At 60.5% G+C, this 14,033-nt stretch carries 13 protein-coding genes; 5 read left to right on the forward strand and 8 right to left on the reverse strand.

Annotated features, from left to right (window positions below; genetic code table 11):
- Window position 1: 1 nt before the first annotated feature.
- The 4 genes from BM416_RS28850 to copC all read right to left on the reverse strand — a co-directional run bounded on the left by BM416_RS28850 (window position 2) and on the right by copC (window position 3,745).
- Window positions 2-820: an NAD-dependent epimerase/dehydratase family protein gene (locus tag BM416_RS28850; protein WP_092490251.1), complete on the reverse strand. Its 819-nt coding sequence runs from the start codon at window positions 818-820 to the stop codon at window positions 2-4.
- A 256-nt stretch (window positions 821-1,076) separates the two neighbouring features.
- The gene (locus tag BM416_RS28855) at window positions 1,077-2,327 is read right to left on the reverse strand and encodes an OprD family porin (RefSeq protein ID WP_092490252.1); all 1,251 of its coding nucleotides are present in this window, start codon (window positions 2,325-2,327) and stop codon (window positions 1,077-1,079) included.
- A 191-nt stretch (window positions 2,328-2,518) separates the two neighbouring features.
- A complete protein-coding gene (gene copD / locus BM416_RS28860; protein ID WP_092490253.1) occupies window positions 2,519-3,376 on the reverse strand; it encodes a copper homeostasis membrane protein CopD in 858 nt (285 codons plus the stop codon).
- A gap of 3 nt (window positions 3,377-3,379) precedes the next feature.
- Window positions 3,380-3,745, reverse strand: a complete 366-nt coding sequence (gene copC / locus BM416_RS28865) for a copper homeostasis periplasmic binding protein CopC (protein WP_092490254.1) — start codon at window positions 3,743-3,745, stop codon at window positions 3,380-3,382.
- A 115-nt stretch (window positions 3,746-3,860) separates the two neighbouring features.
- On the opposite strand from copC, the gene BM416_RS28870 reads away from it, so the two are divergent.
- Window positions 3,861-4,481, forward strand: coding sequence for a TetR/AcrR family transcriptional regulator (locus tag BM416_RS28870; protein ID WP_027606227.1), 621 nt, complete (start codon window positions 3,861-3,863; stop codon window positions 4,479-4,481).
- 132 nt (window positions 4,482-4,613) lie between these two features.
- Here the strand turns inward: BM416_RS28870 and preA are convergent, their stop codons facing one another.
- The 3 genes from preA to hydA form a co-directional block, all read right to left on the reverse strand.
- On the reverse strand, window positions 4,614-5,888 hold the full coding sequence (gene preA, locus BM416_RS28875; protein WP_065927011.1) for an NAD-dependent dihydropyrimidine dehydrogenase subunit PreA: 1,275 nt from the start codon (window positions 5,886-5,888) through the stop codon (window positions 4,614-4,616).
- Complete coding sequence (locus BM416_RS28880) at window positions 5,888-7,255, reverse strand: NAD(P)-dependent oxidoreductase (RefSeq protein WP_092490255.1); 1,368 nt, start codon at window positions 7,253-7,255, stop codon at window positions 5,888-5,890. Before BM416_RS28880 ends, preA begins: the two co-directional genes overlap by 1 nt.
- A gap of 155 nt (window positions 7,256-7,410) precedes the next feature.
- A complete protein-coding gene (hydA, locus tag BM416_RS28885; protein WP_092490256.1) occupies window positions 7,411-8,850 on the reverse strand; it encodes a dihydropyrimidinase in 1,440 nt (479 codons plus the stop codon).
- A gap of 591 nt (window positions 8,851-9,441) precedes the next feature.
- On the opposite strand from hydA, the gene BM416_RS28890 reads away from it, so the two are divergent.
- Both BM416_RS28890 and BM416_RS28895 read left to right on the forward strand, forming a co-directional pair.
- Window positions 9,442-10,923, forward strand: a complete 1,482-nt coding sequence (locus BM416_RS28890; protein WP_092490257.1) for an NCS1 family nucleobase:cation symporter-1 — start codon at window positions 9,442-9,444, stop codon at window positions 10,921-10,923.
- A gap of 25 nt (window positions 10,924-10,948) precedes the next feature.
- Window positions 10,949-12,232 carry a Zn-dependent hydrolase gene (locus BM416_RS28895; RefSeq protein ID WP_092490258.1) on the forward strand — a complete coding sequence of 428 codons (1,284 nt, stop codon included), beginning with the start codon at window positions 10,949-10,951 and terminating at the stop codon, window positions 12,230-12,232.
- Between the two features lie 120 nt (window positions 12,233-12,352).
- Here BM416_RS28895 and BM416_RS28900 read toward each other — a convergent pair whose 3' ends face one another.
- Complete coding sequence (locus BM416_RS28900; protein ID WP_092490259.1) at window positions 12,353-12,811, reverse strand: REP-associated tyrosine transposase; 459 nt, start codon at window positions 12,809-12,811, stop codon at window positions 12,353-12,355.
- 369 nt (window positions 12,812-13,180) lie between these two features.
- Between BM416_RS28900 and BM416_RS28905 the strand changes: the two genes are divergently transcribed.
- A complete protein-coding gene (locus tag BM416_RS28905) occupies window positions 13,181-13,669 on the forward strand; it encodes a hypothetical protein (RefSeq protein WP_256577599.1) in 489 nt (162 codons plus the stop codon).
- A 215-nt stretch (window positions 13,670-13,884) separates the two neighbouring features.
- Window positions 13,885-14,033 (forward strand): helix-turn-helix domain-containing protein (locus BM416_RS28910; protein WP_092490221.1); only part of this gene is annotated, 149 nt, incomplete at its 3' end.

Here is a 14,033-nt window from a genome sequence, read left to right on the forward strand (position 1 = left end):
CTCAGTCACCGAACGGCCCGGCGGCGCAGAACGCCCCACCCTGATAGACCTTGGCCGGGTCATCGGCGGCCACCGGTGGCTGGGTTTCGACCTGGGCGCGGAAGACTTCGGAACTGTCTTTCGGGGCGTAGCCCAGGTGCGCGGCGTAGCGGTTGTCCCACCAGGTGTCGAGGTTATCCGACATGCCGTAGACCACGGTGTGGCCGACGTTCGGCGTATACAGCGCGCGTTCGAGCAGTTGGGTCAGGTCGTCGAAGCTCAGCCAGGTGTGCATCATCCGGCGGTTCTGCGGTTCGGGAAACGAGGAGCCAATACGGATGCTCACGGTCTCGATGCCGTAGCGGTCGAAGTAGAAACTCGCCATGTCTTCGCCGTAGGACTTGGACAGGCCGTAGTAACTGTCGGGACGGCGTGGGGAGTGGGCGTCGATGGTTTCGGTCTGCTTGTAAAAGCCGATCACATGGTTGGAACTGGCGAAGATCACACGTTTTACCCCATGGCGGCGTGCGGCTTCGTAGATATGGAAGGTACCGCTGATATTGGCGCCGAGGATTTCTTCAAACGGACGCTCCACCGATACACCACCGAAATGCAGGATGGCGTCGACGCCTTCCACCAGGTGGTGCACCGCTTGTTTGTCGGCGAGGTCGCAGGCCTGGACTTCTTCCGAGGCATCCACCGGCGGGGCCATGCTGGCGATGTCCGACAGGCGCAGCACCTGGGTGTAGGGACGCAGGCGTTCGCGCAGGACTTTGCCGAGGCCGCCGGCGGCACCGGTGAGCAGCAGGCGGTTGAAGGGAGTGGGGGTGGTCGTGGTCATGGGGATTCCAAATTTTTGTTGTAGGTTGTCGTATGACTATGCCGAAGTATTGTTAGGGATCCCCCAGGTTGTCAACGCGCCATTGATCGAATTAGTCCGCACGTAGATACCGTCTTATCCAAATCCGCGCAAAACCGTAGCAGCTGCCGAGCGCAAGCGAGGCTGCGTCGGGCGCGCTGCCGATTCAAGCTCGAGTCGCGGCCGACGCAGCCTCGCCGGGGCTCGACAGCTGCTACGCTAGGGCGGCCGGCGTGAGTTAAAGCAAGGAGATCGGGTAGCTGATAAAGATCCGGTTTTCGTCGAACTCGTTGTTGCTGAAATCTCGACGCATGGTCGAGTTGCGCCACTTAACGTTGAGGTTCTTCAACGCACCGCTCTGCACGGTGTAGGCCAGCTCCGATTCGCGCCCCCATTCCTTGCCATCGGTGATCGCCCCGGTATGTACGTTACTGCCGCTGATATAGCGGTTCATCAGGGTCAGCCCTGGCACGCCGAGTACCACGAAGTTGAAGTCATGCCGCACCTGCCAGGATTTTTCCTTGGCGTTGTCGTAGCTGGCGTTATAGCTGTCGTTGGCCAGGGTGCCGCCACTGGTGCCGTTGACGCGCATCCACACGCTGTCGCCGGTGAGTTTTTGCAGGCCCACATAGAAGGTGTTGCCGCCGTATTTGGCCGAGAGCAGGGCGAACGTGGTTTTGTTGTCGAGGTCGCCGGCCAGGGCGCTGCCGTCTTCCTTGCCGTTGAAGAAACCGAGGTTGGCCCCCAAGGTCCAGTCGCCCACGGGCTGGCTGTGGGTCAGGTTGAGGTACTGCTGCTGGTAGATATCGGCCAGCTCGGCGTACCACACGCCGACCTGGGTGCGCTTGTCGTTGAAGGTGTATTCGCCGCCGCCGAAGTTGAAGCGATCGGAGGTGAACGCCGCTTTGCCGTTCATGAACATGTCTTCCATGCTCGCGTCGTTGCGCGGGCTGTTGCCGCGAAACTGGCCGCCGTAGAGGGTCAGGCCGGCGATTTCGTTGGACGTCACCTGGCCGCCGCGAAAGGTCTGGGGCAGCGAGCGGCCATCGTCGGAGCGCAGGATCGGCAGCACCGGCATCCATTCGCCGACCTTCAATTCGGTCTTCGACAGCCTGGTTTTCAGCGCCACGCCCAGGCGCCCGAAGTTGTCGGCGGGGCGGCCGTCATCGTGGATCGGCAGCAACTGGGTACCGCCGGTGCCTTTGCCGCCATCGAGCTTCTGGGAATACAGCCCCAGCACATCAATGCCGAACCCCATGGTGCCCTGGGTGAAGCCGGACTTGGCGTCGAGAATAAAACTCTGCGTCCACTCTTCGGCCTTGCCCTGGGGGTTGCTCGGGTTGGTGAAGTTGCGGTTGAAGTAGGCGTTGCGCAGGTTGAGCGTGGCCTTGGCGTCGTCGACGAAACCGTCGGCGTGGGCGAGGAGGGGCAGGGTAAACAGGCCGATAACACTGAGACGCGCGGACGAATTGCGGGCGAATGGACTCACAGTGACGCTCCCTTTCATTTGTTGTTTTTATTATTTGTTATACGTCGTCGTACAACATTGGAGCGGATATTTGCGGGGTTTTCAGGGTGTGTCAAGCAGAAGTTATACGATGACTAGGTGTGGGTTGATCCAGAGCGCACAGGGTCAATGTGGGAGGGGCGATGCGACGATTCGACTTGCCCCTTCCACATTCAGCCCGCCAGGACCATCGGCGGCAAAGTGCCAAGGAGTGAAACGGCCGCGACTGCACAAACACCGAGCAGCCATTCCAGCATCACGCTGGCCTTCAAGCTGCCCAGCCGCTGTTCGCCGTTATCCAGGCGCAACCGGTTCAACAGTGCCAGCGCCAACATGCCCAGTACCAGCATCACCTTGATCAACAGAATCAGGGCAAAACCACTGAACAACGGCGTGGGCCACAGCTGTCCGGTGAGTACGCGCACATTGATCAGGCCGGTCACCAGCAAGCCGGTGACCAGGCCATAACCCACGCCGCTGAAACGACGCAGGACAGGCGCCAGTTCAACACGGTGTGGCTGCCTGAGGATCAATACCAGCAGCAGTAACCCACCCAGCCATGCGCCGACGCATATCAGGTGCACCACTTGGTTGAGGATCAACAACTGTCCGCTCAGCCCGTCGAGCATGGCGCCATGCCCGACCGGGGCGAGGGTCATCAGCAGCAGTGTGAGCAATGGCAGGCGCGGGGCTTTCCACGGGGTCATCAGGGCGATGACCAGCAAGCCATTGACGATCAGGTGCCAGGTCCATACCTGGCCAAAAAAGGTCTTGCCCAGCACCAACTGCACGGTCGACAGTTCCAGCGCCGCCGGCCATGAACCGGCCATGCTGGCGGTAATCAACCCCAGCCAGATCAGCCCCGACGCGAGGGCCGTCCATGCCAGCCCACGGGTGATGCGCAGCAATTGCCGGTCGAGCATGGGCTGCGCTGCAGCGCCGAGGAGCCAGGGCCTGAATACACTGGCCCCGAACATCAACAGCACGACGATGAAATGCACGAACCGGCACAGCACCAGCAGCGTTGCCATGGGTTATTGGCCGACCTTGAAGCTGTATTCACCGTTGCTTTTGTGGGTGTCGACCGACACCGCATTCCACACCACCTTGTAGGTGCCCGCCGCAAGTGGGGCGGCCGGTGTCACCACCAGGGTTTTCTTGTCGGCGTCCGGGGTTTCCAGGCCTTTGATGGCGATTTCGGTGCCGTCCTTGCTCAAGGAGACTTTGGTGAAGGTGGCTTCGACGCCTTCGCTGAAGGTCAGGCGCAGGTCTTCGGGCGCGGTGACGCTGCTGTCCGCCGCAGGCGTGGCGCTTTTCAGATGAGCATGGGCAAACGCCGCCGAGGCACCCAGCAGGGAGGCGAGCAGGGCGACAGTGGTCAGGGTTTTCTTGATCGACATGGTGCAATACCCATCAATGGTAAGGAGCGGGCAGTGTACGAAGTTTCGACTGCGCCTGTCGCCCCGATCTAGAGCGGTGGTAGTCTTTGGGGCATGTCTTTTTCAGGGAGCCCTTATGGGCAATCACAAGAGCGGAATTCGCCGGGTCAACGTCGAGAAAATCCTGCTGGCGGCGGAGAAAATCTTCGCCGAAAAGGGCTACGGCAGCACCGCCATGGCCGATATCGCCGAAGAAGTGCAACTGCCGCGCTCCAACCTGCATTACTACTTCACCACCAAGAGCGAGCTGTACAGCGCGGTGCTGTTCGACCTGCTGGAAGTGTGGAAGCAGGACGCCCTCAGCTTCGAAACCTTCGATGACCCCCGGGTGGTGCTCAGCAGCTATATCCGCGCCAAGATGCAGCGCTCGCGCACGCGGCCCTATGGCTCCAAGGTCTGGGCCAACGAAATCATCCACGGCGCGCCGACACTCGGTGAGGCCCTGGATGAAAGCCTGTACGACTGGGCCAAGATGAAGGAAGCGAAAATTCGCCAGTGGGTGGAAGACAAGCGCATCCTGCCGGTGGAGCCGTCGAGCCTGCTGTACATGATCTGGGCGTCGACCCAGCACTATGCCGACTTTGATCACCAGGTGAAGATTTTGAATGATCACCAGCCGTTGTCGGATATGCAGTTCGAGAAGGCGATCCAGACGGTGACCAGTGTGATTTTGCGCGGGATTGGGTTGGAGCCTTGAGTGTTGTGGTGGGGCTGAGGGCCTCATCGGGGGCAAGCCCCCTCCCACACTTGACTGTGTTCACAAATCAAAAGGTGGGAGGGGCGGTGCGACGATTCGACTTGCCCCCCCCCCCGATAGCGGTCTACAGGACTACACAGCCTCCCGGTACGGATTCCTCGGATCCTGCGTCCAATTCAAAAACGGCTTGCCCGTGTCGATGGGCACCATCTCGATGCAATCCGCCACCGGGCAGGTGATCTGGCACAGGTTGCAGCCCACGCACTCGTCATCGATCACTTCGTATTTATGCGTGCCGTCCGCCTGTTTCAGGCTGGCGATGGCCTGGTGCGAGGTGTCCTCACAGGCAATATGGCAACGCCCACAGCCAATGCACGCCGCCTGGTCGATCCTGGCGATCACCTGGTAGTTGATGTCCAAGTACTTCCAGTCCGTGGTGTTGCCCACCGCGCGCCCGGAAAATTCTTGCAGGCTGGTGTAGCCCTGGCTGTCCATCCACCGCGACAGCCCATCCTTCATCTCTTCCACGATGCGAAAACCATGCAGCATCGCCGCCGTGCACACCTGCACCGCGCCGCAACCGAGGGCGACGAATTCCGCGGCGTCGCGCCAGTTGCCGATGCCGCCGATCCCGCAGATCGGCAGGCCCTGGGTTTGCGGGTCACGGGCGATTTCGGCAACCATGTTCAGGGCAATCGGCTTGACCGCCGAACCGCAGTAACCGCCGTGGGTGCTCTGGGTGCCGACCATCGGCAGGGCGACCATGCGTTCCAGGTCCACGCTGGTGATGGAGTTGATGGTGTTGATCAGCGACACCGCGTCCGCACCGCCGCGATACGCCGCCCGCGCCGCCACGCGGATGTCGGTGATATTCGGCGTGAGCTTGACGATCACCGGCAGCGAGCAATAGGTCTTGCACCAGCGCGTCACCTGTTCCACGTATTCCGGCACCTGGCCCACCGCCGCGCCCATGCCGCGTTCGGGCATGCCGTGGGGGCAGCCGAAGTTCAGCTCGATACCGTCGCAGCCGGTGGCTTCCACCAGGGGCAGGATGTTTTTCCAGGACTCCTCTACGCAGGGCACCATCAGCGACACAATCAGCGCGCGGTCGGGCCAGTCCTTTTTGACCTGGGTGATTTCCCGCAGGTTGATCTCCAGGGAGCGGTCGGTGATCAATTCGATATTGTTGATGCCCAGCACTTCACGGTTGGCGCCGTAGTGCGCCGAGTAGCGCGATGACACGTTGACCGCCGCCGGGTCTTCACCCAGGGTCTTCCACACCACGCCGCCCCAGCCGGCTTCAAATGCGCGGACCACGTTGTAGGCCTTGTCGGTGGGCGGCGCGGAGGCCAGCCAGAACGGGTTGGGGGCCTTGATACCGGCGAACACAATCGAGAGATCGGCCATTACGCAGCCTCCACATTCAGCATGAGTTGGGCGTGCATGGCTTCGGCGGCCAGCTTGCCGTGTTGCACCGCCTGCACGGTGAGGTCCTGGCCGAGGCTGACGCAGTCACCGCCGGCATAGACCCCAGGGATGCTGGTGCGCAGCTGTTCGTCGACGAAGATACGCTCGCCGACGCGGTGCAGCTGTTGCGCCAGGGGATCGTGCAAGGCGTCGTTGTCGAAGCCCTGGCCGATGGCCTTGAAGATGGCATCGGCGGCCAGTTCGAAGGTTTCTCCGGTGGATTGCAGGCGGCCGTTTTCCAGGCGGGTGCGGGCGAAGCGCATGCCGCGTACGTGGCCCTGGTCGTCGAGCAGGACTGCTTCGGGTTGGGCCCAGGTCAGCAGGCGCACCTGATTGGCCTTGGCGATGTCCTGCTCATGGTGGGTGGCGCCCATATCGGCCAGGCCACGGCGGTAGACGAGGTTCACATCACGGGCACCGAGCCGGGCCATTTGCACGGCCATGTCGATGGCGGTATTGCCGGCGCCGAGCACAATGCAGCGGTCGGCCAGGGGCAGTTGGCTCAGGTCGTCGGCCTGGCGCAGTTCGCGGATATAGTCGGTGGCGGCGAGCAGGCCGGGGGCGTCCTCATGGGGTAGACCGAGTTGCTTGCTGGCCGCCAGGCCCAGGCCGAGGAACACCGAGTCGAATTGCTGGTGCAGTTCGCTCAGGGTGAGGTTGTCGCCCAGGCGTTGGCCGTGGCGGATTTCGATGCCGCCGATCTGCAGGAGGAAATCCAGTTCCTTCTGGGCGAAGTCGTCCACCAGCTTGTACTTGGCTATCCCGTATTCATTCAGGCCGCCGGCCTTTTCCCGCGCTTCGAAGATCACCACGTCGTGCCCGTGCACAGCGGCGCGATGGGCGCAGGCCAGCCCTGCGGGACCTGCGCCGACCACGGCGATGCGTTTGCCGGTGGGGGCGGCACGTTGGAACGGGTGTTCGCTGAAGTGGGCGTTATCGATGGCGTAGCGCTGCAACAGGCCGATCAGCACCGGAGCGCACTCTTCGGCGTTGTTACGCACGCAGGCTTGTTGGCAGAGGATCTCCGTTGGGCAAACTCGCGCGCAGCTGCCGCCAAGGATGTTGGCCGAGAGGATTTTCTGCGCGGCGCCCTGGACGTTGTCGGTGTGGATATTGCGGATGAACGACGGGATGTCGATTTCGCTGGGGCATGCGTTCACGCACGGGGCGTCATAGCAATACAGGCAGCGCGAGGCTTCCAGTTGGGCCTGGCGCGCGTTGAGGGGCGGCGCCAGGTCGGTGAAATGGCTGGCGAGGGTGGCGCCGTCTTCATGGGGATGGGGGAGGTGGGTCAGGGTCTGGATCACGGTGTGAGCCTCACGGTTTTTTTGGATTGCCTCTAAGTGGGCATTTTTGTTGCCTGTTCGGGCCTCATCGGGGGCAAGCCCCCTCCCACATTCGACCGAGTTGTATCTGAATGAATGCGGTCAAGTGTGGGGGGGGCTTGCCCCCGATAGCGGTCTCAGCGCTTCACAGCAACCGGCCTGGAATGCTCCGCCCGCTTGCTCAACTGCTCGAACACCGACGGATATGCCGGCCGTTCCACATAGCGCCCGGCGCCACGCTCGGCGCGCAGGTCGCCATCGGCCCAGACCAGCTTGCCCTGGCTGATGGTGTGGCTCGGCACGCCGCGCACGGTCTTGCCTTCGAAGATGTTGAAGTCGACCTTTTGATGATGGGTCTTGGCGGAAATGGTCCGCGTGCCTTCGGGATCCCACAGCACCAGGTCGGCATCCGCACCCACGCGGATCGCGCCTTTGCGTGGGTAGAGGTTGAAGATCTTCGCGGTGTTTGTGGAGGTCAGCGCGACGAATTCCTGCATCGACAGGCGCCCGCTGTTGACCCCTTCGTGCCACAGCAGCGCCATGCGGTCTTCGATACCGGCGGTGCCGTTGGGGATCTTGCTGAAGTCGTCACGCCCGGCGGCTTTTTGCTCGGCGCAGAAGCAGCAGTGGTCGGTGGCGGTGGTGTGCAGGTTGCCGGATTGCAGGCCATGCCACAGCGCTTCCTGATGCCCGCGCGGGCGGAACGGCGGGCTCATCACATAGCCGGCGGCGGTTTGCCAGTCGGGGTGCTGGTAGACGCTGTCGTCCAGCAGCAGGTGGCCGGCGAGCACTTCGCCGTAGACCGCCTGGCCCTTGCCCCGGGCGTAGGTGATTTCATCCAGCGCTTCCCGGGTGGACACGTGCACCAGGTACAGCGGCGTGCCGATGGTCTCGGCGATACGGATCGCGCGGCTGGCCGCTTCGCCTTCCACCTGGGACGGGCGCGACAGCGGATGCGCTTCCGGCCCGGTGATGCCCTGGGCCATCAGTTTGCGTTGCAGGTGGTACACCAGCTCGCCGTTTTCCGCATGCACGGTGGGCACGGCGCCGAGTTCCAGGCAGCGTTCGAAGCTGGCCACCAGGGTATCGTCGGCCGCCATGATCGCGTTCTTGTAGGCCATGAAATGCTTGAAGCTGTTGATGCCGTGCTGGCTGACCAGTTCGGCCATTTCCTCGCGCACCTGCTCGCTCCACCAGGTGATTGCTACATGAAAGCCATAGTCGGACGCGGATTTTTCCGCCCAGCCCCGCCACTGATGGAACGCTTCCATCAACGATTGCTGCGGGTTGGGAATCACGAAGTCGATAATCGAAGTGGTGCCCCCGGCCAGACCCGCCGCCGTGCCGCTGAAAAAATCTTCACTGGCCACCGTGCCCATGAAGGGCAGTTGCATATGGGTATGGGGATCGATGCCGCCGGGCATCAAATATTGTCCGCTGCCATCGAGTTGTTCTGTGCCGGCGGGAATATCCAGGTCCGTGCCAATGGCGCGAATCAGACCGCCTGCGCATAAAACATCGGCGCGGTAACTTTCATCATGGGTAATAACGGTGGCGCCACGGATCAACAGCGACATGTCGAGTTCCTCACAGGCTTGACCGGCTTGTGCCAGTTCTAAGTGTTGTATGGCTACGCGCCGATGGTCGGTTAATTCCTGTCATCGGTGACAGGAATAGAAACTAGACTGAGTTTTTCGATTGAGCAAGAAGATTTTTTATAAGCTTATATCTTATTTAGTCCATTGATTTATAAGGATAAAAATACAAAATCACCAAAATGTAGCGGTCTCTCACCATTTTGACGCACTTGACAGGTTCCCAATATGAGCAACATTTCTTATTGCAAATCAGACGCTTGAGACATGCCTCTTGACGGGGTCGGTCAATAAAAATAATTGTGGTGCACCAGATTGAGTCCTGACAGTTCGGATAATTGGCGCGTTATTTAGCCTGAGTAGCGCGGCAAGTACCGCAGGCACAATCGGAAAGCTGATTAACATCAGCGAGTTATATAAGCGGTGCGGGTCAAAGGGCAGTTGTCGGCACGGTTATTGAGTGCAGTGGCGGCTGGCCGGGCCCGTGATGTCATGTTGTTTACGAGGTACTCCGGCCACCCTGTGTTCAGCGCGGGGTGAGCAACAATAATTCGAAAAAACCGTGGAGCGGCCATGCAACAGAACAGATCGCAAGTCATTGAGCGCAACGGCCTGTACGAACTCGACGCCGGCCCCGACGTCCTCGACAGCCCTCGCTACAACCACGACATGGCACCGACCAAGGTGCGCGAACGCACCTGGAACAAGTGGCACATCACCGCGCTGTGGGTCGGCATGTCGATCTGCGTGCCCACCTACACCCTGGGCGGTGTGCTCACCGCGTATTTCGGCCTGTCGGTGGGCGAGGCGCTGATGGCGATTTTGCTGGCCAATATCGTGGTGCTGATCCCGCTGACCCTCAATGCCTTCCCCGGCACCAAGTACGGCATTCCGTTTCCGGTGTTGCTGCGTTCGTCCTTCGGCATCCTCGGCTCCAACGTGCCGTGTTTGATTCGGGCATTGGTGGCCTGCGGCTGGTTCGGGATCCAGACCATGTTCGGCGGGCTGGCGATTCATCTGTTCCTGGGCTCGATTTTCGAGGGATGGAAATCCCTCGGCGGCACCGGCGAAGTGATCGGCTTCATGATCTTCTGGTGCCTGAATCTGTGGGTGGTGCTGCGCGGTGCCGAGTCGATCAAGCGCCTGGAAACCTTGTCGGCGCCGTTGCTGGTGGCGGTGGGCATCGGCCTGCTGGTATGGGCGATGCCCAACGTGTCGATCAGCGAGTTGATGGCAATCCCGCCCAAGCGTCCCGAAGGCGCGAGCCTGACCGGTTACTTCATGGCCGGCCTTACCGCGATGGTGGGCTTCTGGGCCACCTTGTCGCTGAATATTCCCGACTTCAGCCGCTACGCCAAAAGCCAGAAGGACCAGATCCTCGGGCAGATTTTCGGCCTGCCGCTGACCATGTTCCTGTTCGCCGCCCTCGGCGTGATCATGACCGCCGCCTCGGTGAAACTGGTGGGCGTCAGCGTGTCCGACCCGGTGACCCTGATCGGCCATATCCAGAGCCCGGTATGGGTGGCCGTGGCCATGGCGCTGATTATCGTCGCCACGTTGTCCACCAACACCGCTGCAAACATCGTCTCGCCCACCAATGACTTCCAGAACATCGCGCCCAAGCTGATCAACCGCACCACGGCGGTGATCCTCACCGGGTTGGTGGGCTTGGCGTTGATGGGGCACGAACTGCTGAAAAAACTCGGCTTGATCGTCTCGGATGTGAGCCTGGAAACCGTGTATTCCAACTGGTTGCTGGGCTACTCAAGCCTGCTGGGCCCGATCGCCGGGATCATGGTGGTGGACTACTTCATCACCCGCAAACAGCAACTGGACCTGGCTGGCCTGTACCGCGACGACGTGTACCCGGCGTGGAACTGGAGCGGTTTTATCGCCTTCGGTGTGCCGGTGGTGCTGACCTTGCTGTCCCTGGGCAGTGATGCGTTCAGCTGGTTCTACAGCTACGGCTGGTTTACCGGTTCGGCGTTGGGCGGGTTGTTGTATTACGGCCTGAATGCCAGGCGCGGAGCCAGCCCGGTGGTTGTCAATTCATAAGAAATACAAGCCTGAGGAGATCCCCATGAACGCTGCCCTTGACGTTCTGCAATCGACCCACCAGCACATCAATCGCGACCGCTTGTGGCAGTCGTTGATGGACCTGGCCAAACTCGGCGCCACCCCCAAGGGCGGCGTGTGCCGCCTGGCCCTCACCGACCTTGACCGCAAGGCCCGCGACCTGTTTGTGCAGTGGTGCGAAGACGCCGGTTGCACCGTGACCGTCGACGGCATCGGCAATATCTTCGCGCGCCGTCCCGGTCGTAATCCCAACCTGCCGCCGGTGATGACCGGCAGCCATATCGACACTCAGCCTACGGGCGGCAAGTTCGATGGTTGCTTCGGTGTGCTGGCGGGTGTGGAAGTGCTGCGTACGCTCAATGACCTCAAGATCGAAACCGAGGCGCCCTTGGAAGTGGTGGTGTGGACCAACGAGGAAGGCTCGCGCTTCCCACCGTGCATGATGGGCTCGGGTGTGTTTGCCAGGAAATTCACCCTGGCGGATACCCTGGCCAAGGTCGATGCGGACGGGGTCAGCGTGGGTGACGCGCTGAATGCGATTGGCTACGCGGGAACCCGTCCCGAGAGTGGGCACAAGGTCGGTGCGTATTTCGAGGCGCATATCGAACAAGGGCCGATTCTGGAGGATGAGAAAAAGACCATCGGCGTGGTGCTCGGCGCCCTCGGGCAGAAGTGGTTCGACCTGAAACTGCGCGGTGTCGAGGCCCATGCGGGGCCGACGCCGATGCACCTGCGCAAGGACGCCCTGGTAGGCGCAGCGGCGGTGGTGGCGGCAGTCAATGCGGCGGCCTTGGGGCACCAGCCCCATGCGTGCGGGACCGTCGGTTGCCTGCAGGCGTATCCCGGTTCACGCAACGTCATTCCTGGCGAGGTGCGCATGACCCTGGACTTCCGTCACTTGGAACCGGCGCGGTTGGATTCGATGATTGCCGAGGTGCGCACGGTGATTGACGAGACCTGTGCCAGGCATGGGCTGAGTTTTGAAATGGAACCCACGGCTGACTTCCCGCCGCTGTACTTCGACAAAGGCTGCGTTGACGCCGTGCGCGATGCGGCGAATGGGCTGGGCTTGTCGAACATGGACATCGTCAGCGGGGCAGGGCACGACGCGATTTTCGTCGCCGAGTTGGGGCCGGCGGGGATGATCTTTGTGCCGTGTGAGGGTGGCATCAGCCATAACGAGATCGAGAATGCCGCCCCGGATGACCTGGCGGCTGGGTGTGCGGTGTTGTTGCGGGCCATGGTGGCCGCTTCAGCCGCCATCGCCAGCGGCAAACTCGCCGCCTGAAATGCGGAAAAAATGTGGGAGGGGGCTTGCTCCCGATAGCGGTGTATCAGTTACAGATAAGCTGACTGACCTACCGCAATCGGGAGCAAGCCCCCTCCCACATTTGGACTGTGTATGACGTTAAACCCAGATGGCATCCCACAGTGGATAGTCGCCAATCCGCTCGACCAGACCCGCTCGCAATGGATTAGCCACCACATACCGGGCCATTTTCACCAAGTCATCTTCCTTGCGCAGAGCCCGGTCATGAAAGCTCTCTTGCCAGAGCCGGCCCTTGCGACCACTCACGCCATTGACGGTCCTGGTGCTTTTTGACTTCACCTGGCGCATCAAGTCCGCCAGCGAGCCTTTTTTCAGTTCAAGCAGCCAATGGAAATGGTCCGGCATGATGACCCATGCCAGGGAGTTGGCCAGCCCTTGGTACTGGGCTAACCGAAATTGCCAGACCACCAGGCGAGCGAGATGAAAATTGCTGAATATCGGTATGCGTTCGTGGGTGTTGGTGGTGATGAGGTAGATACGGTTGGGTTCGCTGAATCGACCGATGCGCAGGCGGTGTGAAGCGGGTAAATCTGCCATTCCCTGGCCCTCTCTAGATGTGCTTAGAGAGGCTAGATTGACGAGCAGGAGGTGGATGGGCGGGCTTTTGGCAGGATGTGTCTGGACGGTCGCAATCGGGGGCAAGCCCCCTCCCACATTGGCTCAGCGGCGCTTATACATTATGTGTCTGACGCAGAATCAGTGTGGGAGGGGGCTACACCCCGATGAGGCCGGAACTGACGCTGCCGCAACCTCATTGCACTTGGAAGTATCTTGCTTTGAGGCTGTGGTGTAAGGCATGTCTTACTCCTTCGTACGAATCCCCTTTTGCTCTTCTCCTCGCTCATCATCTTAGCTATCTGGTGTTAGGTTCTGCCGCGCAAAAACCTAATGCAGAGGAAGCATGCAATGGCGAACCCTATGCCCGCGCCTGATGAATCAGCTATGCCAGGTTCAGGAACTACTAGAAAGTCGCTTTATTCAACGGTCACAACGATCTTGCTGGCGCTTTGCTTGGTGTATATCGCTGGTGATTGGCTGCTTTCGCCGGGCCGTCCGCAATTGACGGAGGTTGTACTCCGCGTGCCGATCAGTGATGACGCTTCGATCTATGGCGTCAAGGATGATCGTGGAGGGGCCACTGTGCCGTTCAGTTACCGATATTACGTTTACCGCACCTTGGGAACCGATAGTGAAATATTGGCTTTATTGAAAGATGCCAATCCGTTTCTAGTTACGCGTGACGGGGCGGTAAAAGTTGATGTCGAGAGCCGTTCGATTACGGTTTCGGTGTCGGGGGATGTATCCGACTATCACAGCAGTACCCTGTATCGGCATGCCAATGGTAGTGATTACACAGTGGTGAGTGTTTTTCTTAATAGTCGGCCAGAGGGCTGAAATATGCGGTGGATCAGTCAGTGATGATTGACTGAATCACCGCAATCGGGGCAAGCCCCCTCCCACATTGGCTCAGCGGCGCTTATACATTATGTGTCTGACGCAGGACCCGTGTGGGAGGGGGCTTGCCCCGGTACAAACCGGGGACATCGTTTACATTTCTAACCGGGGACATGGTTTACAGGCTAATACGCATGATCAGGAGGTAACTGATCATGCCCTGGAACCAAGAGTCCCCCATGAATCAAAGAATCAAGCTGGTAGCTGATTGGCTTTCTGGCAACTTCACCAAAAGCCAGTTGGCACGCCGCTTTGACGTTAGCCGACCTACCGTCGATAAGTGGATTGCCCGGCACGACGGCGA

The sequence above is a fragment of the Pseudomonas sp. NFACC42-2 genome (assembly GCF_900116055.1).
GTDB classification, from domain to species: Bacteria; Pseudomonadota; Gammaproteobacteria; order Pseudomonadales; family Pseudomonadaceae; genus Aquipseudomonas; species Aquipseudomonas marginalis.